The following is a 26,229-nucleotide window of genomic DNA, read 5'->3' as shown; positions in this document are numbered from 1 at the left end:
ATTATGCTATTAGAACTGCGCAATGTCTCAAAATCCTTTGAGAGCGGTGAAGGTCGGATCACTGTCTTAAACGACCTGTCCTTACAACTGAGTGCAGGCCAGAGCCTTGCATTGACGGGGGAAAGCGGGGCGGGAAAGTCTACCCTGCTTCACTTGGTGGCAGGTCTAGAACGGCCCGATCACGGCGAAATTCTGATCAAGGGCCAAGATATTACGAAATTGGATGATGGGGGCTTGGCCGCCATTCGGCGTCAGTCGATTGGTCTGGTCTTTCAACAGTTCAACCTGATCCCCGCTTTGACCATTGGTGACAACCTTTGCTTTCAAGCGCGGCTCGCGGGTCGATATGATCGCGATTGGATCGCGCATCTGTCACAAAACCTAGGCTTAGAGACGCTTTTGACGCGCTATCCAGAGGAGATTTCAGGCGGGCAACAACAGCGCGTTGCCGTTGGCCGTGCCTTGGCACTGCGCCCTGACCTTATCCTTGCGGATGAGCCAACGGGAAACCTTGACGAAGAAAATGGCCAAGCGGTGCTATCACTTTTTTTACGACTGATCGCAGAAAGCGGGGCGGGTCTTTTGATGGTCACCCATTCAGCACGGATTGCCGCAGCCTGCGAGACGCGCCGACATCTCTCACGCGGGCAGTTGCAGGCATTCGATCCATGAACCGCGCCTTGATCCTGACCACCCTATCGGCGCTTTTGGGCCATTGGCGCAGACATCCTTTGCAGGTTTTTGCGCTGATTGCGGGGCTTGCACTGGCAACGGCACTGTGGTCGGGGGTTCAGGCCCTCAACGCTGAAGCGCGCGCAAGCTATGCCCGCGCCGCGAATTTATTGGGACAAGATCAATTTGACCGCATCTTGCGCCAAGATGGCCGCGCTATGGATCAAGCGATCTTTTCCGAATTGCGCCGCGCAGGCTATCTTGTTTCACCGCTTCTTGAGGCACGGCTTGGCTCTGGCCCAAATGCCTTACGTATGCTTGGGATTGACCCTCTAACCTTGCCAGTCGCAGCACTTCCCGAACGCCTGCGATCTGGCAGCATCCCCGTGACGGATATTCTTCTGGGCGGTCAGGTGTTGATGACATCAGACACGGCATCCCGCGGCCTGCCCCCTGATTTGACCGAACACGCGCGCACAATCTTGGGCAATGCCAGCTATGATGACACGCTGGCAACGGGCTTGGTCATCGGTGACATCGCAACAATCGCACAGCTTGTGGGTGAGATGGGGCCAACCGCGTTGATTGTCTCAGCACCCCAGCCTTTTGGCCTTGTGCCGATTGACACTTGGCTTGCCTTACGCGGTGACTTGATCCTTCAGCAGGCCGAAACCAACAATGATCTGGCACGGCTGACAAATAGCTTTCATCTCAACCTAACGGCCTTTGGCTTTCTTGCCTTTGCTGTGGGTTTGTTCATCACCCACGCCACCATTGGTCTGGCCTTTGAGCAACGCCGCACAAGCCTGCGGGCCTTGCGCGCGCTTGGCGTGCCATTGGGTGGGTTGATTGTGCTTTTGGCTGCGGAACTTGGGGTTTTCGCACTTGGGTCAGGCATCCTTGGTCTTGGTTTAGGGTATGGTTTGGCCGCAACTCTTTTGCCAGAGGTTTCCGCAAGCCTTCGGGGGCTATACGGCGCCAATATCGGCGCAGTGCTGCAATTTGATCCGATGTGGGCCGTTGCTGCCCTAGCCATGTCCGTGATCGGGGCCGCGATTGCGGGGGCATCTGCGCTTTGGCGGGTGGCGCGCTTGCCGATCTTGCGATCAGCGACACCGAATTCATGGGCAGAAACCAGTGCCGCCTTACGCCTTATCCAAGCCCTTTTAGGCCTAGGCCTTTTGGCCCTATCTGGCCTTGTTGTGATCTTTGGCAGCGGCCTGATGCTGGGTTTTATCGGTTTGGCTGCGCTCTTATTGGGAGGCGCATTGGTTTTGCCCTTTGGCCTATCGGTGCTTTTGGCGGGCATCGCAACACGGGTCAGGGCCCCGTTTTTGCACTGGGCCTTAGCTGATATGCGTCTGTCTTTGCCTGCCTTATCCCTATCTTTGATGGCGCTTTTACTGGCGCTTTCAACGAATATTGGCGTATCCACCATGGTTGGCTCGTTTCGAGCAACCTTTACAGGCTGGTTGGATCAACGGCTTGCGTCCGAGATGTATTTGACCACCGCTTCACCCGAACAAGCGGCGCGTGTCACCGACTATCTTACACCGCGTGTTGACGCGATTTTGCCCTTCGCCCTAGTAGCTACGCGATTTGGAGGATTGCCCGCCGAATTGCATGGGCTGGTGGATCACGCCACATATCGAGATCACTGGCCATTTCTCGAGGCCCTGCCTGACGCGTGGTCACAGATGGCCGAAGGCCAAGCTGTTGTGATCAACGAACAACTCGCCCGCCGAGAAAGGTTGGAACTGGGTCAAGATTTTGATGTAACCCCAAGCCTCACCCTGCCAATCCTTGGGATTTATTCAGATTATGGAAACCCTGAGGGGCAGGCGATCATTGGACTTGATCTGTTTAAGACGCTCTTCCCCGAATCCCCGCCTTTGCGCTTTGCGCTGCGCACTGATCCTGCAACGGTCACAGATTTAGCGGCTGACATCACAGAGGCTACAGGCCTCTCTCCGCAATCCATGATCAATCAAGCGGCGGTGAAAGACATCTCGCTACGGGTGTTCGAACAAACTTTTCAAGTGACCTATGCGCTGAATGCGCTGACCCTTGGGGTGGCAGGGTTCGCCATGTTCACAAGCCTATTGACCCTGTCTGAAATGCGTCTTGCGCAAATAGCCCCGATCTGGGCTGCAGGACAAAGACGGCGGAACCTTGCCTGGGCCGAATTTTTGCGGGTTATCGCCTTTGCCAGTTTCTGCGCCATTTTCGCGCTGCCTTTGGGTCTTGCTTTGGCACATTACCTTTTGGCCATCATCAATGTTGAGGCCTTTGGATGGCGCCTGCCACTGCAAATCTTTCCTGCGGATCTGATCAAACTATGCGCTTTGGCGGCAGCGGCTGCCGCGATTGCCGCCCTATGGCCCGCATGGCAATTGGCGCGTCTCTCACCCCATCGGTTGCTTGGACTATTCGCCCATGAACGCTAAGTCGCTACTTGCATTGGTTTTTATATGGATTGCCCCTGTCGCCCATGCTCAGGGTTTCGCGGGGCTTGGTCTCAGCGCCGAAGGATATGCGGCGGTCGATCCGAACCGACCGATCACGTTTCCACAGGATCACACGGCCCACACCGATTATCGTATTGAGTGGTGGTATCTGACCGCCAATCTGAACGATGCCGCAGGAAACCCGCTTGGGGCGCAATGGACTGTGTTTCGCAATGCAACCCGCCCCGCTGATGGCCAAAGCAATGCGTGGGAAGACGGGCAAATCTGGCTCGGCCATACCGCTGTCACCCTGCCTGATCAGCATTACCACAGCGAACGCTATGCCCGGGGCGGTACAGGCCAAGCCGGGGCCATACTGACCGAGGATCTGCTTGAGGTCTGGATTGATGATTGGGGGTTACAGTCTATAAACACCCCATCAGAGACAGATGCACTTGACCAGATCATTGTCAGCGCGCGCGGCGATACATTCGCATATGACCTCACCCTCACGGCTCATGGCCCGCTCGTGCGCCACGGGGTGAATGGGTTTTCAGTGAAATCGAATGAAGGCCAGGCAAGCTATTACTACTCCCAACCGTTTTACGAGGTCAGCGGAACCATCACCTTGCCCGATGGGGCACGGCAAGTGTCAGGACAAGCATGGCTTGATCGCGAATGGTCATCGCAACCATTGGCGGCGGATCAAGCGGGATGGGATTGGGTTTCGCTTCATTTTGAAACGGGTGAAAAGCTCATGGGTTTCTCATTGCGCAGCCGCGATGAGGCCCGATTTACCTCGGCCACATGGATCTCGGCAAATGGCCAACCCACCGCTTATGGTGATGGCGCACTCCGCATGACGCCTATTGTGATACATGAGGTGGCGGGGCGGGTTTTGCCTGTCGGGTGGCACATCACCCTGCCAGAACAGGGTCTAGATATCCGCACGAACGCGCTCAATCCCGATGCATGGATGGGCGGAACATTCCCCTATTGGGAAGGGCCGATTTTTAGCACAGGCAGCCATCTTGGGCGCGGATATCTGGAGATGACGGGGTATTAACCCGCCTGAAACAGCGGGAAGCTGGCTGCCAGCGCCCAAGCCAAGGACAGCCCAAGCGCCAAACCCATGCCAAGAACTGCCGCCTGTCCCCGCCCCAATCGGCCATAGACAAAGCCAAAACTGGCATAAAACAATAGGATCACAGGCAAGATCAGGATCAAAAACAACATCCGATCAAAATCCAATGCGACCGCAAGGCCAAGCGATGCCAAAAAGGCAAAACGCACCAAAATCCGTTTCCATATCGGCGCGCGGGCGGCGGAAATCAGCGCCGCATCCGCAATCATCGCGGGCAATGCGCCGATTAAAATCATCACAAATGGCAGCAGGCGTGCGCCCCCTGCCCAAAAACTGCCGACATAGCGATCCAGGTAAAGACCCATAAGACCAAGTGTGACAGCGCCAAACCCGATCCCAGTCCACAGGCTGAGCAAAACCCGGCGCGGGGTTGGAAAAATCACCGAACCATGACCTGTGATCAACAAAATCGCAATCGCAAGCGCCCCATAAAGGGCAAGGTGCAGCGCAAGGTAATCGGCAAGAATGACAGGCAAAAATGGCAGAGATGCCCCCCGTAAAACCACAGGCGTTATGAAGGCGGGCAGAAGCGCCGCCAACCAAAAGGCGCGCGGCGCAATTGGCAAAACCCGCCTTGGTTTTCCGCTAAATCCCAATGTCACAAGCCCACCGAGGGCCATCACAATCCCCGCAAACCCGCCCAAAATTATTGCACCATAGGGCGCGATAGAGGGCGGGCTTGTGCGGGTGATGCCAAATTCTGCATCATACCACGCAATCACCTCGGCAATGGCCGCGCGGGAATAGAGAATGCCGACATGCTCGGTCATCGGCGCAACAAGGGCCGCGCGGGCAAAACCTGTCACATCGCGAATGCGATCACCTTCGCTTGCGCCGATTTGTTGCATTACCGATTGCACCGCCGCGCGCAATCCTGCCTCCCATTGGCCATTGATCATCAGGAGCGAGCGCGGCTCGTCAGGCGTAATCGCCAAGGAAAAGACCGATAATGCAGCCGTGGTCGCAACACGCGGATCCTCTATCGCTTGGCGGATGATGATATCACTGGCCATCGAATGGCCCAAATAGGCCAGCCCGTTTGCCTGCCCGACCGCGTCAATGGCGCGATCCGTGACGCGGGCCAGTTCCTCCATCAAATAACGGGTTGTGCCATCTATCGCGGTGACATCGCCGCGCATCGGTTGGCGATTGCGGCCATGCCCCTCAAAATCGAAGCTAAAGGTCACGTAACCCGCTTTGGCCAAAGATATTTGGTAGGCCTGCATCAGTTGGCGTGACCCTGCAAAACCATGCGCAATTATAATGACCGGCCCGGTGGATGCAGGGCGCTGCATCCAAGTCACTGAGGTGTCACCCCATAGCATCTGCTGCTGCACGATATCTGCGCGATCCCGCTCGAGGACGATCACGGCGCTCAATGCGAGAAGCGCGCCCAGTATCAGGCCAATCACAGCGCGGATCATGCCAAGTCTGCCCCTTACCAAGCCAATCTTTGGCCCAAGCTAACGCAAAATTGCCGCTTGCGCACCCAAAGTGATTGTTGACTGGCCAAGACCAAGGACATTTCCTATAGGGTCAATGGACTTTCGCCACATCCCCAAAGGGACAAAGCCATGTTTGTTGTCACATTAATCACCAATCCCGCAATCCATTTGGAACCAGAATTGGTGGCAAGCCTCCGCAATGCATTGGGCGGCGGTGATGCGGTGTGGCTGAACCCAAACACGGCGGCAGAATTCACTATTTCGCAAGCGCCCACCAATTTCGAAGGCATCTGGGCCAGCCTTCAGGCCGAAGGTGTGGATATGGTTTTGCAACCCCAAGAAGGGCGGCGCAAGAAAATGCTGCTGGCGGATATGGATTCGACCATGATCCGCCAAGAATGCATTGATGAATTGGCCGCCGAGGCGGGTGTTGGCCCGCGCGTGGCCCAGATTACCGCCCGCGCGATGAATGGCGAATTGGATTTCGAAGGCGCGCTTCGCGAACGTGTGAGCCTGCTCAAGGGCCTCGATGTCGCGGTGATCAACCATGTTTTGGAAAAGCGCATTCACCTTATGCCGGGCGGCCCCGTTCTTTTGGCTACTATGAAGGCAAGTGGCGCCTATGCCGCGCTTGTATCTGGAGGGTTTACGGCCTTCACGGTGGCCATTGCAGATAGGCTTGGGTTTGACGAACACCGCGCAAACACGCTTTGCGCCGAAGGCGGTCAGCTAACAGGCAAGGTGACTGACCCAATCTTGGGACGCGAGGCCAAAGTGGAGGCCTTGAATGACATCACAGCACGGCTTGGGATTACCCCTGCCGATGTCTTGGCGGTCGGCGATGGCGCAAATGATTTGGGGATGCTGCAACTTGCAGGGGCGGGGGTCGCATTACACGCGAAACCTACAGTGCAAGCGCAAGCGAAGCATCGGATCAATCACGGTGATCTAACGGCGCTTCTTTACATGCAAGGCTACGCGGCAACAGATTTTATCAAGGCCTAAAGTAAAACCGCGCGCAAATCTCTTTGCGCGCGGTTTTTTTGGTTTATTCAGCAGGCACAGCCGCCGCTTCAAGGCTGATCGGATGGGCCAGCTTATTGAGCATTTCCTTGGGGCAAACCTGCAAGAAGTTTGCCTTCTCACTCTCCCAATTCTTAAGGATCATATCCGCTTTCTGCGAGGCCGTTTCCGCATGATGGCGGGTGATCAGATCAAGCAACTGCTCTTCCCAATGTGCGACTGTGACGGGGCAAGTCACCAATGTCTCAAGGTTCATATTTATCAAAGCCTCGTCGCTTGGGTCATAGAGATAGGCCATACCGCCCGTCATACCCGCGCCGAAATTGGCCCCAATTGACCCAAGGATCACGGCAACGCCGCCCGTCATATATTCACACCCGTTCGAGCCACAGCCCTCAACCACGACTTTGGCGCCTGAGTTACGCACCGCAAAGCGCTCACCCGCGCGACCTGCTGCAAAGAGATAGCCATCGGTGGCGCCATAAAGAACAGTGTTGCCGATAATGACGTTTTCAAAGGCCTTCAGAGGGCTGACTTGAGCGGGTTTCACGACAATCGTGCCACCCGACAGGCCCTTACCCACATAGTCATTGGCATCACCCGACACCTCAAGCTTCAATCCAGGCGCTGCAAAGGCCCCTAAGGACTGCCCTGCCGAACCCTCCAATTTCACCGTCAAGTGATTTGGTTGAAGGCTGTTACGCATCCCGAATTTCTGCACGATGTGGCTAGATGTCCGCGTGCCAATGGTGCGTAGCGTATTCTGCACAGCGTAGGACAGTTGCATCTTTTCGCCATCTTGCAAAAAGCGCGCTGCATCCGCCACGATTTGTGCGTCCAACGTGTCTGGCACAGAGTTGCGCGGCTTATTGCGATCATAAACAATCTTATCCGCCCCATCGACTGTGATCAGCATGGGGTTAAGATCAAGATCATCAAGATGCGCCGAACCACGGCTGACCTGTGTCAACAAATCCGCGCGGCCAATGACGTCATCAAGACTGCGCGCGCCAATCTCTGCCAAAATCTCGCGCACTTCTTGCGCGTAGAACGTGATCAGATTGACAACCTTATCTGCGTTTCCTGTGAATTTTGCGCGCAGGCTTTCGTCTTGCGTGCAAACGCCCACAGGGCAGGTGTTCGACTGGCACTGGCGCACCATGATACATCCCATGGCAATCAACGCAGCCGTGCCGATACCATATTCCTCGGCCCCCATCATGGCTGCCATGACAATGTCACGACCTGTGCGCAGGCCACCATCGGTGCGCAAGGTGATTCGGTCGCGCAGGTTGTTCATCGACAAGACCTGATGCGCCTCGGTCAGACCCATCTCCCATGGCAGACCCGCATATTTGATCGAGGTCGCGGGGCTTGCACCCGTGCCACCATTGTGGCCTGAGATTAGGATGACATCCGCCTTTGCCTTGGCGACACCCGCCGCAATCGTGCCAACGCCCGATGAGGCCACCAATTTCACGGTGACTTTCGCGCGGGGGTTGATCTGCTTGAGGTCATAGATCAGCTGCGCCAAATCTTCGATGGAATAGATATCGTGATGCGGCGGCGGCGAGATCAGCGTCACACCTTTGGTCGAGTGACGAAGGCGCGCAATCAAATCTGTCACCTTCATACCAGGCAACTGACCGCCTTCACCCGGCTTGGCACCTTGTGCGACCTTGATCTCCAACTCCTCGCAATGGTTCAGATATTCCGCTGTAACGCCAAAGCGGCCCGATGCGACCTGTTTGATCTTGGCGCTTGGGTTGTCGCCATTGGGCTCTGGCGTGAAATGTGCGGGATCTTCACCGCCTTCACCACTATCGGATTTCGCGCCAATACGATTCATCGCAACGTTGAGCGTCTTATGGGCCTCGGGGCTAAGCGCCCCAAGGCTCATGCCCGGCGTGACAAAGCGCTTGCGGATTGAGGTGATGGATTCCACTTCTTCAATCGCAATGGGCTTACCCAAAGGCTTAATGTCCAATAAGTCACGCAGATGAATGGGCGGGTTGGCGCGCATCTTGGCGGAATATTGTTTCCACAATTCAAAAGAGGCTTTGTTGCAGGCCATCTGCATCATATGCATCGACTGCGCTTCCCAAGCGTGGGTTTCCCCCGAACGGCGGGATTTATAGAAACCGCCAATCGGAAGGATTCCATCGCCCTGCAACCAACCAAGCGCGTGTACTTCTTCACATTTTTTCTGAAGGCCCGAAACGCCAATGCCCGAAATGCGGCTCGTCATGCCGGGGAAATATTCCGCAACCATGGCGCGGCTCAGACCCACAGCCTCGAAGTTCAAACCACCGCGATATGAGGAGATCACTGAAATCCCCATTTTGGACATGATTTTCAGCAAGCCTTGGTCGATCGCGTTGCGATAGCGGGCGACCGCTTCGGTCAAAGTGCCCTCCAACAGACCGCGCTCAATGCGATCTGCCAGCGAATCCTCTGCCAAATAGGCGTTCACTGTGGTTGCACCACAGCCCACCAGAACCGCAAAATAATGCGGGTCAATGCATTCCGCTGATCGGATGTTGAGCGAGCAGAATGTGCGCAAACCCTTGCGCGTCAGCCAGGAATGCACCGCGGTTGTCGCCAAGATCATTGGCATCGCAATTTTTTCTGAGCTTTGGAAACGGTCGGTCAACACGATATGCGCTGCACCCGAACGCACAGCATCCTCGGCCTCTTGGCGAATGCGCTCCAGCCCATCACGCAAGCCATTTTTATCCGCACCCGCAGCAAAGGTCGCGTCAATCGTCACCACTGCATCGCCAAAATGTTTTACCATCGCGTCAAATTGCGCATTGCCCACGAAAGGACTGTCGAGAACCAAAATCTCGGTCTGGCTGCTATCTTCGTCCAACACATTCTTCAGGTTGCCGAAGCGCGTCTTGAGGCTCATCACCCGATATTCGCGCAAACTGTCAATCGGGGGGTTCGTCACCTGACTGAAATTCTGGCGGAAGAAGTGGCTCAATGGCCGATATTTCTTCGACAAAACCGCGCTTGGCGTATCATCGCCCATAGAGGCCAAGGCCTCTTTGCCATCTTCGGCCATTGGTGCGAGGATATGTTCCAATTCCTCAATCGTATAGCCCGCGGCCACCTGACGGCGGCGCAGATCTTCGCCTGAGAAAATCGCTGTTTCCGTAAGGCCTTCGGTTTCCTTGGCCAAATCCGTGATCTTGCCGACCCAGTCGCCAAAAGGGCGCGCCGCGGCCAAGGCATCCTTGATCTCGGTATCGTGGAATAGCTTTTGCGTTTCCATATCGACCGCAATCATCTGACCAGGCCCAAGCGCGCCTTTTTCGATCACGCGCGCCTCGTCAACAGGCACCATGCCTGCCTCGGAACCCGCAATCAGCATCCCATCGCCCGTCACCACATAGCGCATTGGACGCAGACCGTTTCGGTCAAGACCCGCACAAACCCAACGTCCATCGGTCATTGCAAGAGCGGCGGGGCCATCCCATGGCTCCATCACCGAATTGCAATAGGAATACATATCCTGCCATGCCTGCGGCAATTCGCTGGCGGTTTGGCTCCAAGCCTCGGGAACGAGCATGGTTTTTGCCATTGGCGCATTGCGACCTGCGCGCACCAAAACCTCGAACACAGCGTCCAAAGCGGCAGAGTCAGACGACCCTTGCGGGATGATCGGCTTAATATCTTCGGCCATATCTCCGAAATAGGTGGATGCCATGCGAATCTCATGGCTCTTCATCCAGTTCACATTACCCTTGAGCGTGTTGATTTCGCCATTATGGGCCAACATGCGGAATGGCTGCGCCAACCACCATTGTGGGAATGTGTTGGTTGAATACCGCTGGTGGTAAATCGCGAAGGCGGATTCAAACCGCTCATCCTGAAGGTCGGGATAGAATTCCGACACCTGTTCCGCCAACATCATACCTTTGTAGATGATCGAACGGCAGGAGAGAGAGCACAGATAAAGTTGCCCCACGCCTGCGGCCGCAGCAGCTTTTTCAATGCGGCGGCGGATGACATAAAGCTCACGCTCGAATTGTTCGTGATCGATGCCCTTTTCGTTCCGGATCAAGATTTGCTCAATCTCGGGCCGCGTTGCATTGGCCTTTTCACCAAGGCAAGCGGTATCAACAGGCACATGGCGCCAGCCGTAAATATAGTGCCCCATCCGCAAAACTTCGGTTTCGACAATTGTGCGGCAACGCTCTTGCGCACCAAAATCCGAACGCGGCAAGAACACCTGACCGACTGCAATCAATTTGTTAGCAGCAGGCTCATGGCCAGTGCGGCGAATTTGATCGTAGAAAAACTGCACAGGGATTTGCACATGGATGCCTGCGCCATCGCCTGTCTTTCCATCGGCGTCCACAGCACCGCGATGCCAAACGGCCTTAAGCGCGTTGATCCCGTTTTCCACCACGCGGCGTGAAGGTTTGCCATCGACAGCAACGACTAAGCCTACGCCACAAGAGGAATGTTCCTCCTCAAGGGAATACATACCATGCTCGGCCATAAACGCGCGCTTGGCCTCTTCTGCGGCCACCCATTCGGCATCAAACTTGGTCATCACTCATACCTTTCTTTCGGAAGGGGCATCATCGGGATGCGCGAAACGGGCCGAGGCCCTAGGATAAAACATCACCGCAATCATAAAGCGGCAGTGCATTCAGAAATCCCGCCTCATTGGGACGGGCAAAATCAACGGGGCTTGCGTCATAGAAGATTTCTTCCCCGCTTGGCAGGGTCAACGTCTCGGTGCCGCCAAAGAACACCCGCAAAGAGGGGCTGACATATTGGTTGCCCACAGTGCTGCGTGCGCCGTCTGGCGTGGTTTCGGTGTAGGCAAATTCCGTGCGTGCCAGAACCTCACCGTCAATCTCAGCTGTGTCACCCGTAAGCGCGTCAAAACCGCTGTAATCGCGGGTAAAGGGCGCGTCACCTTCTGAGACAGACAGCGAAAAGGTGAAACTATCCCGCCCTGTCTCAAGCAATTCGCTGAGGCTTGCGGGGTCAATTTCAGGTTGGACCAAGCGCGACCGAAGGCCCGTGCGAAGATCAAGCGATTCAAGCCACCGAAACTCACGATCCGTATGGGATAATGACATTGGCCCATCGACATCTAGGCTGAGGCGCCAATGCTCGCCCGCAGAATCACCTTTACAAGTCCAATAATGCGAGACCATGCATCCGCGGCTTTGAACCGTGAGGAAGGCTTCGCACCCCGCAGGCGGTGTGATTTGCGCCGCTTGCGCCATCGCCCCAACACCAATGACCCCGCCCGCCGATGCGAGAAGGGTCAAGTGACGTGCGATGCTATGCGCAAGACGGGCCATATCGGATCACTCAGCCGCAATCACGCCGTGGCCTGCAACTTTTGCAAGGATCGCATCCGCTGCTTCACGGCCATCACGGATCGCCCAAACAACAAGGCTCGCCCCACGCGCAATATCGCCAACGGCATAGACGTTTTCCAATGCCGTTTCATGGCTAAGGAAATCGGTCTTTACCGTCCCCCAACGGGTGACAGGCAAATCTGCGCAACTCCAAAGCGTAGGCAGATCTTCTGGCTCAAAGCCCAAGGCCATGATCACCAGATCCGCGTCCTCAACATAATCGGCGCCCTCAATCACCTCGGGGCTTTGACGGCCTGTCGCATCAGGCGCGCCGAGGCGCATTTTCTGAACCTCAACACCTGTTACAGGATTACCAACAAAACCTTTTGGCGCGGACAACCAGACAAATTCCACGCCCTCTTCTTCGGCGTTCTGAACTTCGCGTTGACTGCCAGGCATATTCGCGCGGTCACGGCGATACAGGCATTTCACAGAGGTCGCACCCTGACGAATCGCACTGCGCACACAGTCCATCGCAGTATCACCACCGCCGATCACGACAACTTTTTTGCCTTCGGCATTCAATGCGCCAGTGTCAAAATCAGGCACAGCATCGCCAAAGCTTTTGCGGTTGGACGCGGTGAGATAATCCAATGCCTTGACGATCCCCGAAGCCTCATGCCCCGCAACGTCCAAGTCGCGCGATTTATAGACGCCTGTCGCGATCACGATGAAGTCGTGCTTTTCGCGCAGCGCCTCAAAGGTGATGTCGCGGCCAATATCGGTGTTCAACTCGAACTTGACCCCGCCTTTTTGCAAAAGCTCATTGCGGCGCATCACCACGGGCTTTTCCAATTTGAACCCTGGAATCCCGTAGCTCAAAAGCCCGCCTGCGCGGTCATAACGATCATAGACTGTCACCTGAAGCCCCGCGCGGCGCAGCCGATCTGCGGCAGCCAAACCGCCTGGCCCTGCGCCAATGATGCCCACGGATTCTGCCCGCTCGGTTGTGGGGGCAATGGGCATCACCCAACCTTCATCCCATGCGGTATCGGTAATGTATTTCTCGACCGAGCCAATGGTGACGGTGCCATGCCCAGATTGTTCGATCACACAATTGCCTTCGCACAGGCGATCTTGCGGGCAGATACGTCCACAGATTTCAGGGAATGTGTTTGTGGCTTGGCTGATCTCATAGGCCTCGCGTAAGCGCCCTTCGGCAGTCAGGCGGAGCCAGTCGGGAATATTGTTGTGAAGCGGGCAATGCGACTGGCAATAGGGCACGCCACATTGGCTGCAACGGCCTGCTTGCTCCGCGGCTTTTTGCTCGGCATACTCGGCATAGATCTCGCGAAAATCCGCACGGCGTTCTTCGGCGGATCTCTTCTCGGGCGTTTCTTTAGCCACGGAGACAAATTTTAACATCGGTTGCTTAGCCACGGAACTTCTCCCATCTTCAACGCGCTTCTCATATTCCGAAAGCGCACCACATAAAAGACAGCAATGATGACCTATTTAATGCTGTTTTCATTTCTGGCGGCCAATTTGCAACTTTGATTTACGAAAATAGGTATCGAACCATTACCTATTTGAAAAAATATCACATTAATTCAAGTCTTTAGATGAGACTTGTTTTTATTGGGACATAGAACTCATGAGCCTGTTTTATCTTTTTATTCTCGCTACCATCCAAGGGATCACGGAATTTCTTCCGATATCCTCCTCTGGTCACCTGATTCTATTGCCCGCGCTGATGAGTCATGACGACCAAGGTCAGGTGATTGATGTCGCCGTGCATGTCGGCACCTTGGGCGCCGTGATCTTGTATTTCTGGGCCGATGTAAAAGAGACGCTGTTTGGATTTTTCCGCCTCCTGCGCGGCCAGATTGACACACGCGGCGCATTTCTCGCGCTGTGCCTAATCATATCCACAGTACCCGTGGTTGTGGCAGGATTGGTGTTCAACCTTACAGGCCTCTCTGACCTACTGCGCTCAACTGCGGTCATCGGGTGGACGATGCTCGGATTCGGAATTGTGCTTTATTGGGCAGACCGCACAGGCACAGAAACGAGGCCTGCCACGGCATGGACGCTAAAAGACGCGCTGGTTATGGGGTGTGCGCAAATTCTTGCACTAATCCCCGGCACATCGCGCTCGGGCATCACCATCACTACCGCACGAAAACTAGGCTACGGGCGCGAAGATGCGGCGCGGTTGTCGATGCTCATGTCAATTCCAGTGATCATCGCCTCAGGCGCACTATTGGGGCTCGAGGTCATTGGCACAGCCGACATGGCCGCCGCACGCGATGGTGCTATCGCCGCAGGGTTCGCCTTTGTCGCGGCGCTCTTGGCCCTGTCTGTGATGATGCGCCTTTTGAAAACCATCAGCTACACGCCCTATGTGATCTATCGGGTGATCCTGGGCGTGGTGCTGTTGGTGGTCGCGTATAGCTAGGGCTTATCGCAGCTTAGATGCGCTATCGCGGATTGCTGCATATTGGCCGCCATCGCGATAAGGCCACAAATATTCTGGCAAAACCGTATCAAGTGCAGTCGGTGTAATACCGAAATCTGCCAAGGTTTTTGCATTTGGCGACACGACATTATCCCGCTTGAGCTGACGCAGCTGATCACGGGTGAGGACACCATTGGTGAAAAGGCCAAATGTCACCGCCTGCGCCATATCAAGGCCAAAGGCCAAAGGCGCCGCAGCAAGGCTTGGGATGCTCAAAATCACACGGCGGCGGCCAATCACCTTGAGCATCTTTTCAATCAACGCGTGGAAGCTCAGCTTCTCTGGCCCGCCCAATTCATAAATTCCGCTAAACCGATCATCAAGAATGGCGGTAACAGCCGCTTGGGCCAAATCATCAACATAGACAGGCTGAAATTTGCTGCCCGCCCCCATCAAAGGCACGAAAGGCGACAGCCGCGCCATCGCAGCAAAGCGGTTAAAAAACTGATCTTCAGGTCCGAACACAATCGAAGGCCGCAAGATCACCGCATTTGGGAAAGCCGCCTTAACGCCTGCTTCACCTTGGGCTTTGGATTGTGCGTAAAGGCTATCGCTGTCTGCATCCGCACCGATAGCGGACACATGGACAAGCCGCGCGGCGCGCTCCTCTTTCGCAATCCGCGCAATGCGTGCAGCCCCTTCGGCCTGAACGGCATCAAACTTGTTTTTCCCTGATTCAACGAGAATACCCACGCAATTCACAACCGCACCGGCCCCTTTGATCGCGGCACGCACCGAAGCATCATCACGGATATTGGCCAAGACAGGCTCGACCTGACCAACCACACCGTAAGGGCGCACAAAACCTGCTTCATTAGGGCGGCGCACGGCAACACGCACGCGCCAACCTTCCTTAGCCATACGTCTTGCGATGTAGCGCCCCACAAAACCTGAGCCGCCAAAAATTGTCACAAGCTTGGACATCGTTCTGCCTTTCGGTCGTCTGGTCTGGATTTGCGCGATTGATACGCGGCAAACCCAAGCGAAACAAGGCGCAATTATATCACGCTCAAGCGTCACATGCGCGCAATCCACATCACCCCATCCAAATACGCCACAGCCATGCAACAGCCGTTGACAGCACCCATGCCGATATATAACAGACAGCCTCACGACACTGGCCCAGGTGGCGGAATTGGTAGACGCGCTAGCTTCAGGTGCTAGTGTCTGTATGGACGTGGAGGTTCGAGTCCTCTCCTGGGCACCACTAACAGTGCAGCTTTTCCCAGTATATCAAGAATAGTTGAGGAAGTAAGCTTATTCGGCTTTCGGATTGCTACACAACTTTTTGAGAATTGCTACACAACGTTGTTCGTGGTAAATGTTTCACTATGCCGAAAAGTCACGAGAATCCCACGCAAAGAGCAAACGGCTGGTGGTATTACCGCAGGCGAATCCCGAAGCATTTACAGGGCGTGTGGCGTGATAATGGTGGTCGCCAGACAGAACATATTCTCGCACTCAAAACGAAGGACGAAGCTGAGGCAAAGAGGCGATCCAAGTTTGAAGATAGGCTTTTCGAGGACAAGCTTAATCTCAAAGAACAAGAGCTTGCTGCCAGTGAGAGCCTTGATGAAACAAGAATACGAAACTTCCAGTACTTCGAGTATCGGCTCAGAGAAGCTGGCCTTCACCATTCGCAAGTACCAAGTATCGACAGTCCACCAGAGGTAATCCGCAAGTTTCTACGTGATAGGCAAGCCTTTGCATACGGATCATGGATTCAGATAGATGACGAACACGGCCAGTTCGAAGGCGGTTTGTATGATGACGTCCATGAACTTGCGATGGAATATGATCACTCAGGCGATCCCGTTACCAAACAAAAGTTGGACGATGCGGTTTACAAGCTGAACATTGCATTGGGCAAAACTAAAGACGTTGGCATTCAAATAAGTGTGCCAACGTTGGGTGTCGCCAAAGAAGAATACCTTCAGTTCATCGCAAAGAAAGCCAACAGCCCTGACGCCAAAGAAGATGAATCTAGAAGAGTGGAACGGATAGTTAGCCACCTTGCTTTTGTGTTGGGCAACGGTGATCCAAAAGCTGGGTTACAGCGTTCTATAGCATCCATACGCAGTGGCGATGTGAAACAGTTCCTAGCCCGTCTGGCTATTAGAGAGAATGGCTCTGACATACCCAAATCACCGTCAGCCGTTGGACGTGAATTACAAACCATGAGTTCGATCTGGAACATGGCATATGAGGAACGCAAAGAAGATTGGCCCACTGACGTAAAGACTAACAACCCTTTTGCAAGAAAGCGGTCAAAGCTGAACAAAGAGCACGATGACAAAAAGAAGGTTGGGCTCGTACCTGACAAGGATCGTAGACCATTCTCACCACGTGAGCTTGAGATATTCATGTTTGAACACCTGCCACGCATGAACGAAGAAGCTCAGCTAATAGCGCTTATTGGTAATCATTCTGGCTGTCGTATTGGCGATGCGGCTGGTTTGAAGATGAACGATCTTTATCTTCATCCAACGAATGAGCACCCCATTCCGTTTATCTTCTTCCGTGACAACACTATTAGGAAGCTTACAAAAGATGGCGTTCAACGCCGTGTGCCTTTGTTTGGTGATGTTCTTGATAGGCTGGTTGAATATCACGACAAGCGGATCAGTGCGCTTCGCGCACATGATAGTGACATCCTTAATGCGGCCCTATTCCCACGATATGGAAGAGGCCAAAAAGGTTCAGATGCCGTGAGCAATCTCATTAATCAGAAACACATTCATCATCTGCGTGATGGCGACGTAAAGCTAACCTTCCACAGCTTCCGCCACACGCTGCAACACAAGTATTTAGCGGCTGGGCAGAACACGCAATTCGCAGGTTATATCAGTGGATGGAAACTTACAGGGTTGGTCGGCAAGCAATCGGAATATGTAAAGCACGGCATACCGCCTGAAGCGCTCATTGATGGATTAAAGAAGGCTCATGCTGCCAAGTCGTGGGGCGATGCGGACATGAACGCAGCGTTGCAAAGCAGGATTGATCAAATGCAGGGCCAATAGGTTCGACTATTCAGTAGAGCGGCTAAATCCGCTCCTTGAAAAGCCTTTGCCTCACCGCCATCCTTCTGCGGTTGTTTGCGATCTACAACCTTCAGTGCCTTAACATCTTCCGTGAGGATATTGATTACCTCAAGAAGGATAGGCCCTTTTGATGTTCCTGCCCACGCAGCCGCCTGATCATCACTCATGGCGAAGTTACCGATCTTGCTCTAGTTGGACTTGATCTAGCTAACGGCTCGGATGCTGATCGGGCAAAGTTCCAGTGCGCATTGCTTCATAAACAAGCGTTTGCCAATCTAAGTTTGTGTGCGCTGAGTTAATCACTACTATCCTACCAGTTTCCATGTTTACGACTGTGTTTTGACCACCGTGGCCCTCCATACCGAACAAAACTCTATCTTCCATTCCTGTAAAATCTAAGTGGAATTGCCCACCATAACTTTGAGCAACGGTCCAAGTTCTTTGCGTCCTAGATGGCCTTTGGTTTTTTGAGACTCTTGAGTTGTAAATGTCTCTCAAATACTGCCCCATACAATCATTAGCTTGCCAGTCCTCATACATGGTAATTGCCCAGCGCAGGTAATCGTGTCTGGTGGCGTAGAACATGTACCAATTATCACCTTCTGTTGGCGCAGTAAAATTGGAGTTCATAAGGGTGAACTCATCTTCAAAGCCAATATGATCTTGCAACACGCCAACTATGAATTGATCCCATTCATCACCGAGACGATAAAATAGATAGTTAAGTGCAATATTAGTAGATAGCCCATTGTAGTTGTATATTTGTGACGAACTAGGTCGACTTCCAGCCAATTCACTTTGAGCAAAGTCTTGGATGCCCAGTAGGCCTGTGTTGTAAAACCTACCGCTACTCGGGAAGCCATCGTCATTCACCACATCCTGATCTCGGGCGCTCATGTTGAGAACGTCTAGTAGCTGAGCAGTTTCATAAACTGTATTTTGCACCATGGGCCAATCTTCCAAGGTGGTTGAAAGGCCGTCTATGTAGCCAGCACAAATCGCATGGCCTACCAAGTATGATACAAGACTTTTGCCCACTGACTGGCTTCTAAAAGGCGTATCTTCGGAGATGGTCAAATTTGGAAAGCGATTGGATGGCGCAATATCGTCATAGATCACCGCTCCGTTCTCATACATTAAGTAACTGAGCATGGAGCTATAGCGCAACTCATGCTGCAAATACTCATTAGGAGTTGAGGCGAATGATAAAGGTCGAGGGGTGTCTGAGCCATCTACCTTGAAACCACGCCGTTCTCCCAACCAGCGGAAAAAGTAAAATTCCAATGTCCTGTCGTTAGGCGTGGGGTTTAGGAACTGAGGTAGTTCAAACCCATCAAAAACAGTTACACCCAGAGGACTTGTATCGCTACTGATCTCACGCCCAAAACTAGTGTATTGGATGCTGCGAAAGCGATCTCCAGCAGGTGCTTCCCGTAGCAAGTTCAATTCATTTTGGGATAGCTCACCGTCATACTCTAACCCATTATCTTGCAAAAATGAGACTAAAGCCCCTTCAGTGCGCCTCCCCCATTCACCATCAATCGGCCCTGGATTGTAATCCGCCTGATAGAGCAGCGTCTGGGCTTCACGGACTTCATCATAGGTTTGTGCAAATGCTGACACAGCAAACAGCGCACAGGCCGCACCCACGCACATTGTTCTAACAAATTGCATTTTCTACACCTCCATCGTCCATATTTGGCCACTGGATGGATCTATCAAACGAAGTCAATTAGGATTTTGTCCACTACAGTAACGGTAGTGCTAATTAACATAGCTTCAATATTTATGTGCAGATGCCTACATGAGCATACAGATGTGGAGAACACTCGTAGCAGTGTGCGTGGGGTGTCGGCTTGCTAGTTTACCTATCCGCTGTCAATGCATAAATATACGAATAGTATAAGATTACTTCTATGAGAAGTAATATAGCTTACTTATAGTTAGAATATACGAATGATATAGTCTGCGGAAGGGCAGTTGTAACTTTGTAGTTATGCCGCCCCCCTTGAAAGGGGCGGCTATCTCTGTAGTTGTAGCTATGTAGTTATACTATACTTATATGTATAATATACGTGTTAAGTTTCACACCATCCGTTTGTATTTAGCAGCAACACCAGTTTCGTTTGGATTCCTGACTTTGTACTTCTTGCCTTCTTCGTGCTGATCAATCGCCTCCAGATCAATCAGTAGCTGCAAAGGTTCCATGTATGTGTTTCCACTACCACCAACCCACTTAAGCAAGGTGTTTTGGCCTATCTCAGGTGTTTCGCCATTTACTGCTACACGTTTGATCTGATGCCATAAGGCAAATGCTTTAATCTCTACCTGCCGCTTGGCCCCTGTCGTGCCATCAAGCAGGGCCTGTTCGATCATGTCTGCTTTGTAAAGGCGGTCATAGCGCTTCAGCACCACGTTATCACGGAAGCTCTGCTGCTGTGCTTCGGTAAGTGGCTCAGCCCCATAGTTCTGCTCATACGTGGCAATAAGCGTGTCTGTGGCTGCGATGACTTCATCACGTGATGCACCTGCACGAGCCATATCCGTAACCATCTTCTTGGCTTTTGAGATGAACGCTTTGTTCTCTATGAACCCCTCGCCGTACTGGTTGCGTGACCATTGCTCAGCAGCAATACCCTTCTGCTCTCGTTTGATCAGCGTGGGATTGAGTGGCTTTGAGGGTTTGCTTTTACCACCAGCATCAGGCTTTGGTTCAGCCGCAGGGACACTCTCAGCCTCAACCACAGGATCACTATCAAAGAAGCTGCCAAGCAAGTCTGTCATCATGCCTGTCACTTGAGTGAATGGATCACTTGCTGCGTCTCCTGCAATGATACGAAGGTTCTGGCGCACTTCTTCAAGCGTGATCAGATCATTGCGTAAGATGTTAGTGAGATATGTCTGGAGGGCATCTTTGTGTGGACTAGATATGAACCCACGTAGCCAAGCGCCATGATCAGCATCAGGATATGCGGCTTCAATGAGGTCATTACGATTATCAAACCGATACTTCTTCAACCAATGCCATTCTACATAACGGCAACCATCGTCTTTGTATTCTGTAAGCGGTGGGTTTGACATTAACCTGCCTCCCTATCTGCATGTTGTTTGAGCCTTCGCACAGAGTTGGCAGACCACCTGCCTCGTTTAGACACCGTAGGAACGCCTAACTCATTCAGTCTCTCTGCAATCTGGCGCAGAGATAGCGTTCCATCTGGATCAACTTCCTTAAGCATCGGTAGTCGCTTGATACTGGCAACTAGCGCCTGTGCGGCACGTGCCTTCCTTGCGTGTTCTGCATCTTCAGCAGTGCCTGTGCGCCCAACCCAAACGCCATTACGATACGCACCCAACTGCTGCCCTCGTGCCTTTGCCGCAGCCAATGCATCCTTTGTACGCTGACTGATAGCCTCTCGTTCTTGCTGCGCTACAAGTGCCATAATCCCAATCGTCATGGTGTTTGCATCAGGCATATCAGCCGCCACAAAGTCTACTTGCGCCTTCTGCAAGGACAGCAGGAAGTGAGCATCACGAGACAGGCGATCAAGCTTCGCCACCACAAGTGTGGCTTCCATTGCCTGACAGTGAGCCAAAGCCTCCTGTAGCTGAGGGCGGTTGCTATTCTTCCCAGACTCAACCTCAACAAACTCTTTGACCACGTCCATGCCACGAGAGTTAGCAAAGGCTGTAAGTGCAGCACGTTGTGCTTCCAAGCCCAATCCAGACTGACCTTGTCTTTGGGTGGATACCCTCAAATAGGCTGCACACTTAGCATTGGGCATACGTGTAACTTTCCATGATATGTCCGTATGATGAATTGTAACACATATGAACTACCATGTGAATCCCCTGTTTTACTTGGGCGAAAGCATTATCAGTGTGATGCGTATTGAAGGACTAGGGGTTTTACGTTTGGGGCGGGCCAGCCCCCATGCCTATGGGGGTTATATCATGCTTGGGCAGTCACACGCACGAGGGTTCTGCATTTAGAGAACTTACGTGCTTGGCGTATTCAGCAGCCATAAAGTGATCCATCAAAGCAAATCAGCCGTATCCCTTACATAGTCACATGGGAGACACGGCAATGAGCAAAGACAAACTAAAGCCATACCTCGTTGATTATCTTGATGCTCAAGGCCAAAAGATTGATGGGCAGCTAATCTTTGCTCGTGACTCAACCGCAGCTTCAATGGCTGTGCTGAACATACTGCCTGAAGCAAGAACAGTCGTATCTGTTCAACGTTCTATCTAGTTAATCACCAAAGTTTACACATGGCGATATTCGCCTTATGGTTGTCAGGCTGGTGTGACACCGAAGCTGCGTGGTGGTGTAGTCCCCCTCCCGCTTCCTAGCAGGGAATGACCCTCTGTTACGCCAGCACCCTTGCCAAACACATTAGTTGCACCTGCAAGATTTACTTTGGGCAGAACCAGCCTAGCTAATCCTATGTTGGCGTGACTAAACGTGAGTGTGTTGCTGCAAGTCCGTTCCGGTTGGTTGGTGGAGATCAACCTGCTGTCACGTCAACGCCACTGCACATACTGCCCAGCAGAAGCGGTTCCTGCCAAAGTGCTGGCTGCAATGGTTGTGGCTAAGATGATGCGCTTCATGGCGTGGCCCTATCGTCTATCGCTTGCACGATCACTGATGGCATCTCTTGCGGTGTCTCTGGCGGCATCTCTGGCATCGTTAGCACGATCATTGATGGCAGGCGCTACGGCATCTCTTGCGGCATCTCTAACAGCATCGCTATTTTGTCCACCACCGATTTTGCCATCAGCCAAAGCTTTGCCAACAGGGGACAGGTTTGCATATGGAGCTTCACACCCACATATTGGATCAAAGTGACAGTCTTCATTTGGATCAGCATCACAACCGCCAAACACTATATTTGTACGAATGGCAACCCAACCACCAGCACCCCCTAGAGATTGAACAAATACCAAAGACGCCTGCATATGTTGTTCAATACGGTTAGTTACTTCGTTTATTGCGCTCAACGCCAAGATTGCTTGACCAGATGCGTCAACTAGCTCAATCCGCTTACGCCGCTCTCTTGCAGAGAGTATGCCGTCACCGTCTGTGTCTAACGCCATAGTGGCTGCTGTTGGTGCAAGAGTATCAGGATCAAGCCTTAGCCGAAGAAGGATAGCCGCTTGTTCAGCTACCAAAGTCGGTGGCGTGAAGATGGAGTCATTGAGCGTAAACTCCGTATAACCTTCTGCATGAAGTTCTGAGACCATTGCCTCTATGCGAGGATCAACTTCCTGTGCCGTAGCTGATGTTACGGCTAGAAGTGTTGCGGTGAGCGCTATGGCTACGAGGTGTTTCATCTCAGTCTTCACTACCCTCGCTGGCCTGCTTGTTTGTTCTCAAAGGAGGGCTGATGGTTCTACGGCTAGCGACTGAAGCAGGAGTATCTCGCTGGCTATTTGGCTGGCCTTTTTGCCCCTCTGCAATCAGAGTAAGCAGCCTGTTGTTATCAAGTTGCACGGCTAATGCCCCAACAATAATAACCAAGAAGAACACATAGAAAATCATGCCAATGACAGCCATGATTGGTGGATAATCAAGCTTTGGACTGACAAGGAAACCAATGATTGGAAGAGCAACTGCTATTACTACAAGTGCAGCAAATAAGAAGCGGTAAAGCTGCGTAATGGCTCTGATCATGATTAGCTCCCTGCTATCCTTGACGCATCGTTATTCGAATGGTCTCATTGTTATATGAAGCAAAGCATTCGTCAAAGCATCGAAGCTAACAAGCGCCAAGGTTTGTGATGTTTAAGAAACTGTTCAGTCGTTCTGCCAACGAAGCTAAAACTGAAGGCTTGAACTTATCAACTATTGATAACGAAAGCCTACTACGTGTTGCCGAAGAGCTAGTATATGAACAGACCAGAAATGCTAATGTACAGCTACTAGTAGCGTATTTCGTTATTAAACCCATTCACAACGCAAATAAAAGAATCCACGCCCAAAAGAACGAGCCTTACGACTGGCAGATATTCACTGAACAGATTGATACGGTGTCTAAGAAAGACACTACATCAGTCCATGGGCGATATAGGTGTGGTTGGTTCACACAAGCCGCTTATTTGCGGCAGCTGGAAGATAGAATAAAGCCTGAAGAGCAATTGCATCAAAGATGGGTAGAACTATGGCTATATCTTGTTGAGGCCGCACCGTACTTCGATGAGGTTTTGGCTGAGAACACTATATGGTCGCAAGAAGAGAAGTCTTATTTTGCTCTAAATGCCAAGGCTGCAATAAGGGTCATGGCGCCTAAGCCAGTCCAAGATAATGAAACTTTCAAGAATGGAACATTAACATTCTGAGTCTAAAGATGAAGCTGCTTATAACCATCGTATTAGCTTTATTGTCTGTCTTCACTGCTGCTGAAGCGGAGTTAATCAATGAAGAAACACGGTATGGCGGAGACGATGCATCGTGGGCAATTATGAGATATGGTCAGATTCAGGACTGGGAAATCATTTGGTCAGACGATAACAAACCAACTCACCACTTTATAGTACGTGTGGACGAACAACTTTACATTCAACCCAATGAGTATGTTGAACCGGGGGTCTATACCTGCACTGCAATCACTGATCTGAATTACCTAGAATACAGTTGTGAGCATTAACGTAGGCAACTCCTAAACCCCACACGGAAACGAGGGTTTTGCATTTAGAGAGCTTACGTGCTTGACCAGTCTACCTTCTTGTAATCCCACGCTTCGTTACTTGCGGCTTCAGCCTTCTTAAGGATGTCATCTTTGGTCAGGGCTTCTTGAGTAACGACTTCTTCTGTTGCCTCAGCAGGGTTGTACAACTCACGAACTGCATCAGAAACTTCGCCTAACGGTGGCAACTTCAGCTTTTTGCGCTTGCGGTGGACGGCAATCATGAATGGCGTTCTGCCCTTCTTAGTGCCTTGTTTAGTTGCCCAAGCCACTGCTCCACCTTTAGCAGCCACTTCACCACGCAACCATTCAAACAAAGGATTAGGGTTTACTTCTGGTGGGTGCGCTCCTTTGGCTACGGCGTCAATAACCAGTGCTAAATGCTTCTTACGCTGCTTACCGCGCCACTTGTAATCGTATTCTGGTGAGCCTGTCATATCGCCAGTCTGAGCCGTGACATAATCGTGGTCAACAGATTAGCTTCAGGGACAAAACTAAGGGTTTAGCGGCTACCCTACTTGACCCCCTCTTTTTGTCCCCAGCCATCTCAATGAAATCAATAACTTAGCATGTCTTTATATCGGCACTTAGGGTCAGCATTCTGTCACGCCAATACTCAGCTTCCTCTAAAGTCTCGAAGGTGGAGGAGTAGCGGTTATGCTCCACTGTTACCTTGACCTGATAGTTACCGTTGTCTCGAAGGCTAATGTTCTTCAGGTCAGACTGACGAGACATCCAGTAATCGTGATCCTCCTTTAGCTGCAGCACCAATCTATGCTGGAACGGAGTTAGCTTAATCTTCCTGTTGTTCAGAGCGTTGAGCAAGATAGATATGCCACCTCGTTTGAGCTTATCTGCCTTAGCAACCTTTTGCTTCATGTCACGACAGCCACCGAAACATTCATCTATTAGCAACTCGTAATCTCCAAACAACTCAGTATTCAACGGTGAGTGTTCATAGGTGGATGCAGGTTCAAAGTTTGCTTCGTGTTTCATCAGGACGCACCACTGCTGAATCTGGCGTAGTAGTCAGACAATGATGTGCCAAGTTCATCACTGGGGTTGTAGCTGCCATTACTCCTGACAAACCTGCGCATCCCACCTTGTCCGCCTAAGTGAGCAATCGCACGTAACCCATCCCTGTCATAGCCAGCAGCCTCACTTCCAAGATCATCAATAGCTTTGTCGATGTCTGCTACGTGCCACTGCGAAACTCTGGCTTGTAGCTCTACATCCTGCACGAACTCGTCCTGCGTGAATGTCTCTCCTGTAGCGTTACGATAGTCCTGCAGTCTGGCATCACTGAATTGCAAAAGTCCTACATATCTGCGTCCATCACGTGTGGTGTATTCAGCATCAGCCCTACCGCCTGACTCACTGGCTGTGAGAGCGTCCATGAAACTGGAAGCATCGTCATTCTTATCGTTACTAGTATAGGCAGGCGTTGAGCGCTGTGGCCTAGAGATTAACGCTTCTGTCTGGCTACTGGCTTTATTGCGTGTGCTTCTGAAGGAGGGGCCACGAGCTAAGACTTCTTCAAGTGGCGGCAATGTTTCCCACTGCGTGTAAGCCCTATCAAGTTCAGCCTGTCGTGCTTGGACGTTGGGAGCTTCTTCTTCAGCATTCAGTAACGCCAAGATTACCTTGCGCTTGTCCATGTCTGCGTTGGGATAAAGGCGTGTAATAGCTTGTGCGGCTGACACACGACTAAACCGCATGGAACGATTAGCTTCTTTAGCCATTGTTAGAATAGCGTTCTGCTGCTCTTCAGGCATGGAAGCCAAAAGTGTTTCAGCATCACGTGATACGTTGAGTGATAGGCGTGATCGTAAGTCTTCGAGGATGGTTTGGTTACTGCCCATTGGTCTGCTCATAAAGCCTGTCATGAGTGCGGCTCCTTATCGTTATGTTGTCATGGGATGA

Annotated in this window: 23 protein-coding genes and 1 tRNA gene; 10 read left to right on the top strand and 14 right to left on the bottom strand. The window is 52.3% G+C overall.

Going from position 1 to position 26,229, the window contains the following annotated elements:
- Positions 1 to 3: 3 nt before the first annotated feature.
- The 3 genes from AAC632_RS03705 to AAC632_RS03695 are packed head-to-tail and all read left to right on the top strand — an operon-like array spanning position 4 to position 4,185.
- Positions 4 to 672 (top strand): ABC transporter ATP-binding protein, encoded by a 669-nt coding sequence (locus tag AAC632_RS03705; RefSeq protein ID WP_340298049.1) that lies wholly within the window; start codon positions 4 to 6, stop codon positions 670 to 672.
- Positions 669 to 3,119 carry an FtsX-like permease family protein gene (locus AAC632_RS03700; protein WP_340298050.1) on the top strand — a complete coding sequence of 817 codons (2,451 nt, stop codon included), beginning with the start codon at positions 669 to 671 and terminating at the stop codon, positions 3,117 to 3,119. The genes AAC632_RS03705 and AAC632_RS03700 overlap by 4 nt, the downstream gene beginning before the upstream one ends.
- Positions 3,109 to 4,185: a lipocalin-like domain-containing protein gene (locus tag AAC632_RS03695; protein ID WP_340298051.1), complete on the top strand. Its 1,077-nt coding sequence runs from the start codon at positions 3,109 to 3,111 to the stop codon at positions 4,183 to 4,185. The genes AAC632_RS03700 and AAC632_RS03695 overlap by 11 nt, the downstream gene beginning before the upstream one ends.
- Here AAC632_RS03695 and AAC632_RS03690 read toward each other — a convergent pair.
- Entirely contained in the window at positions 4,182 to 5,687 is a 1,506-nt protein-coding gene (locus AAC632_RS03690; protein ID WP_340298052.1) for an alpha/beta fold hydrolase, read from the bottom strand. The two genes, AAC632_RS03695 and AAC632_RS03690, sit on opposite strands and share 4 nt — an antisense overlap.
- A 150-nt stretch (positions 5,688 to 5,837) precedes the next feature.
- Here AAC632_RS03690 and serB point away from each other — a divergent pair, with 150 nt between their 5' ends.
- Entirely contained in the window at positions 5,838 to 6,713 is an 876-nt protein-coding gene (serB, locus tag AAC632_RS03685; protein WP_340298053.1) for a phosphoserine phosphatase SerB, read from the top strand.
- 43 nt (positions 6,714 to 6,756) lie between these two features.
- On the opposite strand, the gene gltB is transcribed toward serB, so the two are convergent.
- From gltB to AAC632_RS03670, 3 genes are read right to left on the bottom strand one after another with little or no spacing between them, the layout of a single operon-like run.
- Entirely contained in the window at positions 6,757 to 11,295 is a 4,539-nt protein-coding gene (gene gltB / locus AAC632_RS03680; protein ID WP_340298054.1) for a glutamate synthase large subunit, read from the bottom strand.
- Between the two features lie 58 nt (positions 11,296 to 11,353).
- On the bottom strand, positions 11,354 to 12,061 hold the full coding sequence (locus tag AAC632_RS03675) for a hypothetical protein (protein ID WP_340298055.1): 708 nt from the start codon (positions 12,059 to 12,061) through the stop codon (positions 11,354 to 11,356).
- 6 nt (positions 12,062 to 12,067) lie between these two features.
- Positions 12,068 to 13,501, bottom strand: coding sequence for an NAD(P)-dependent oxidoreductase (locus AAC632_RS03670; protein WP_340298056.1), 1,434 nt, complete (start codon positions 13,499 to 13,501; stop codon positions 12,068 to 12,070).
- Between the two features lie 214 nt (positions 13,502 to 13,715).
- Here AAC632_RS03670 and AAC632_RS03665 point away from each other — a divergent pair, with 214 nt between their 5' ends.
- A complete protein-coding gene (locus AAC632_RS03665; RefSeq protein WP_340298057.1) occupies positions 13,716 to 14,519 on the top strand; it encodes an undecaprenyl-diphosphate phosphatase in 804 nt (267 codons plus the stop codon).
- A 3-nt stretch (positions 14,520 to 14,522) separates the two neighbouring features.
- Here AAC632_RS03665 and AAC632_RS03660 read toward each other — a convergent pair whose 3' ends face one another.
- Complete coding sequence (locus AAC632_RS03660) at positions 14,523 to 15,503, bottom strand: complex I NDUFA9 subunit family protein (protein WP_340298058.1); 981 nt, start codon at positions 15,501 to 15,503, stop codon at positions 14,523 to 14,525.
- Between the two features lie 196 nt (positions 15,504 to 15,699).
- Between AAC632_RS03660 and AAC632_RS03655 the strand changes: the two genes are divergently transcribed.
- Positions 15,700 to 15,786, top strand: a tRNA-Leu gene (locus AAC632_RS03655).
- A gap of 124 nt (positions 15,787 to 15,910) precedes the next feature.
- The gene (locus tag AAC632_RS03650; RefSeq protein WP_340298059.1) at positions 15,911 to 17,599 is read left to right on the top strand and encodes a site-specific integrase; all 1,689 of its coding nucleotides are present in this window, start codon (positions 15,911 to 15,913) and stop codon (positions 17,597 to 17,599) included.
- Here AAC632_RS03650 and AAC632_RS03645 read toward each other — a convergent pair.
- The 4 genes from AAC632_RS03645 to AAC632_RS03630 all read right to left on the bottom strand — a co-directional run bounded on the left by AAC632_RS03645 (position 17,581) and on the right by AAC632_RS03630 (position 21,402).
- The gene (locus AAC632_RS03645; protein WP_340298060.1) at positions 17,581 to 17,787 is read right to left on the bottom strand and encodes a hypothetical protein; all 207 of its coding nucleotides are present in this window, start codon (positions 17,785 to 17,787) and stop codon (positions 17,581 to 17,583) included. The genes AAC632_RS03650 and AAC632_RS03645 overlap by 19 nt on opposite strands.
- Positions 17,788 to 17,827: 40 nt before the next feature.
- Entirely contained in the window at positions 17,828 to 19,294 is a 1,467-nt protein-coding gene (locus AAC632_RS03640) for a peptidoglycan-binding protein (protein ID WP_340298061.1), read from the bottom strand.
- Positions 19,295 to 19,705: 411 nt separating this feature from the next.
- Complete coding sequence (locus tag AAC632_RS03635) at positions 19,706 to 20,701, bottom strand: hypothetical protein (RefSeq protein ID WP_340298062.1); 996 nt, start codon at positions 20,699 to 20,701, stop codon at positions 19,706 to 19,708.
- Positions 20,701 to 21,402, bottom strand: coding sequence for a recombinase family protein (locus AAC632_RS03630; protein WP_340298063.1), 702 nt, complete (start codon positions 21,400 to 21,402; stop codon positions 20,701 to 20,703). Before AAC632_RS03630 ends, AAC632_RS03635 begins: the two co-directional genes overlap by 1 nt.
- Positions 21,403 to 21,704: 302 nt before the next feature.
- Between AAC632_RS03630 and AAC632_RS03625 the strand changes: the two genes are divergently transcribed.
- The gene (locus AAC632_RS03625) at positions 21,705 to 21,872 is read left to right on the top strand and encodes a hypothetical protein (RefSeq protein WP_340298065.1); all 168 of its coding nucleotides are present in this window, start codon (positions 21,705 to 21,707) and stop codon (positions 21,870 to 21,872) included.
- 368 nt (positions 21,873 to 22,240) lie between these two features.
- Here AAC632_RS03625 and AAC632_RS03620 read toward each other — a convergent pair whose 3' ends face one another.
- On the bottom strand, positions 22,241 to 22,954 hold the full coding sequence (locus tag AAC632_RS03620) for a hypothetical protein (protein WP_340298066.1): 714 nt from the start codon (positions 22,952 to 22,954) through the stop codon (positions 22,241 to 22,243).
- A gap of 1 nt (position 22,955) precedes the next feature.
- A complete protein-coding gene (locus tag AAC632_RS03615; RefSeq protein ID WP_340298068.1) occupies positions 22,956 to 23,294 on the bottom strand; it encodes a hypothetical protein in 339 nt (112 codons plus the stop codon).
- Between the two features lie 107 nt (positions 23,295 to 23,401).
- On the opposite strand from AAC632_RS03615, the gene AAC632_RS03610 reads away from it, so the two are divergent.
- Together AAC632_RS03610 and AAC632_RS03605 are read left to right on the top strand one after the other, a co-directional pair.
- Positions 23,402 to 23,959, top strand: coding sequence for a hypothetical protein (locus AAC632_RS03610; RefSeq protein WP_340298070.1), 558 nt, complete (start codon positions 23,402 to 23,404; stop codon positions 23,957 to 23,959).
- An 8-nt stretch (positions 23,960 to 23,967) separates the two neighbouring features.
- Complete coding sequence (locus AAC632_RS03605) at positions 23,968 to 24,267, top strand: hypothetical protein (RefSeq protein ID WP_340298071.1); 300 nt, start codon at positions 23,968 to 23,970, stop codon at positions 24,265 to 24,267.
- Between the two features lie 53 nt (positions 24,268 to 24,320).
- On the opposite strand, the gene AAC632_RS03600 is transcribed toward AAC632_RS03605, so the two are convergent.
- The 3 genes from AAC632_RS03600 to AAC632_RS03590 form a co-directional block, all read right to left on the bottom strand.
- Positions 24,321 to 24,743, bottom strand: coding sequence for a hypothetical protein (locus tag AAC632_RS03600; RefSeq protein WP_340298073.1), 423 nt, complete (start codon positions 24,741 to 24,743; stop codon positions 24,321 to 24,323).
- A gap of 127 nt (positions 24,744 to 24,870) precedes the next feature.
- On the bottom strand, positions 24,871 to 25,302 hold the full coding sequence (locus AAC632_RS03595) for a hypothetical protein (RefSeq protein ID WP_340298075.1): 432 nt from the start codon (positions 25,300 to 25,302) through the stop codon (positions 24,871 to 24,873).
- Positions 25,302 to 26,192, bottom strand: coding sequence for a hypothetical protein (locus AAC632_RS03590; RefSeq protein ID WP_340298076.1), 891 nt, complete (start codon positions 26,190 to 26,192; stop codon positions 25,302 to 25,304). The genes AAC632_RS03595 and AAC632_RS03590 overlap by 1 nt, the downstream gene beginning before the upstream one ends.
- Positions 26,193 to 26,229: the final 37 nt, after the last annotated feature.

Source organism: Roseobacter sp. HKCC-CH-9351 (assembly GCF_037830295.1).
Lineage (GTDB): Bacteria > Pseudomonadota > Alphaproteobacteria > Rhodobacterales > Rhodobacteraceae > M30B80.
The sequence above is the reverse complement of the archived record's forward strand: the minus strand, read 5'-3'. Positions and strand labels throughout refer to the sequence as shown.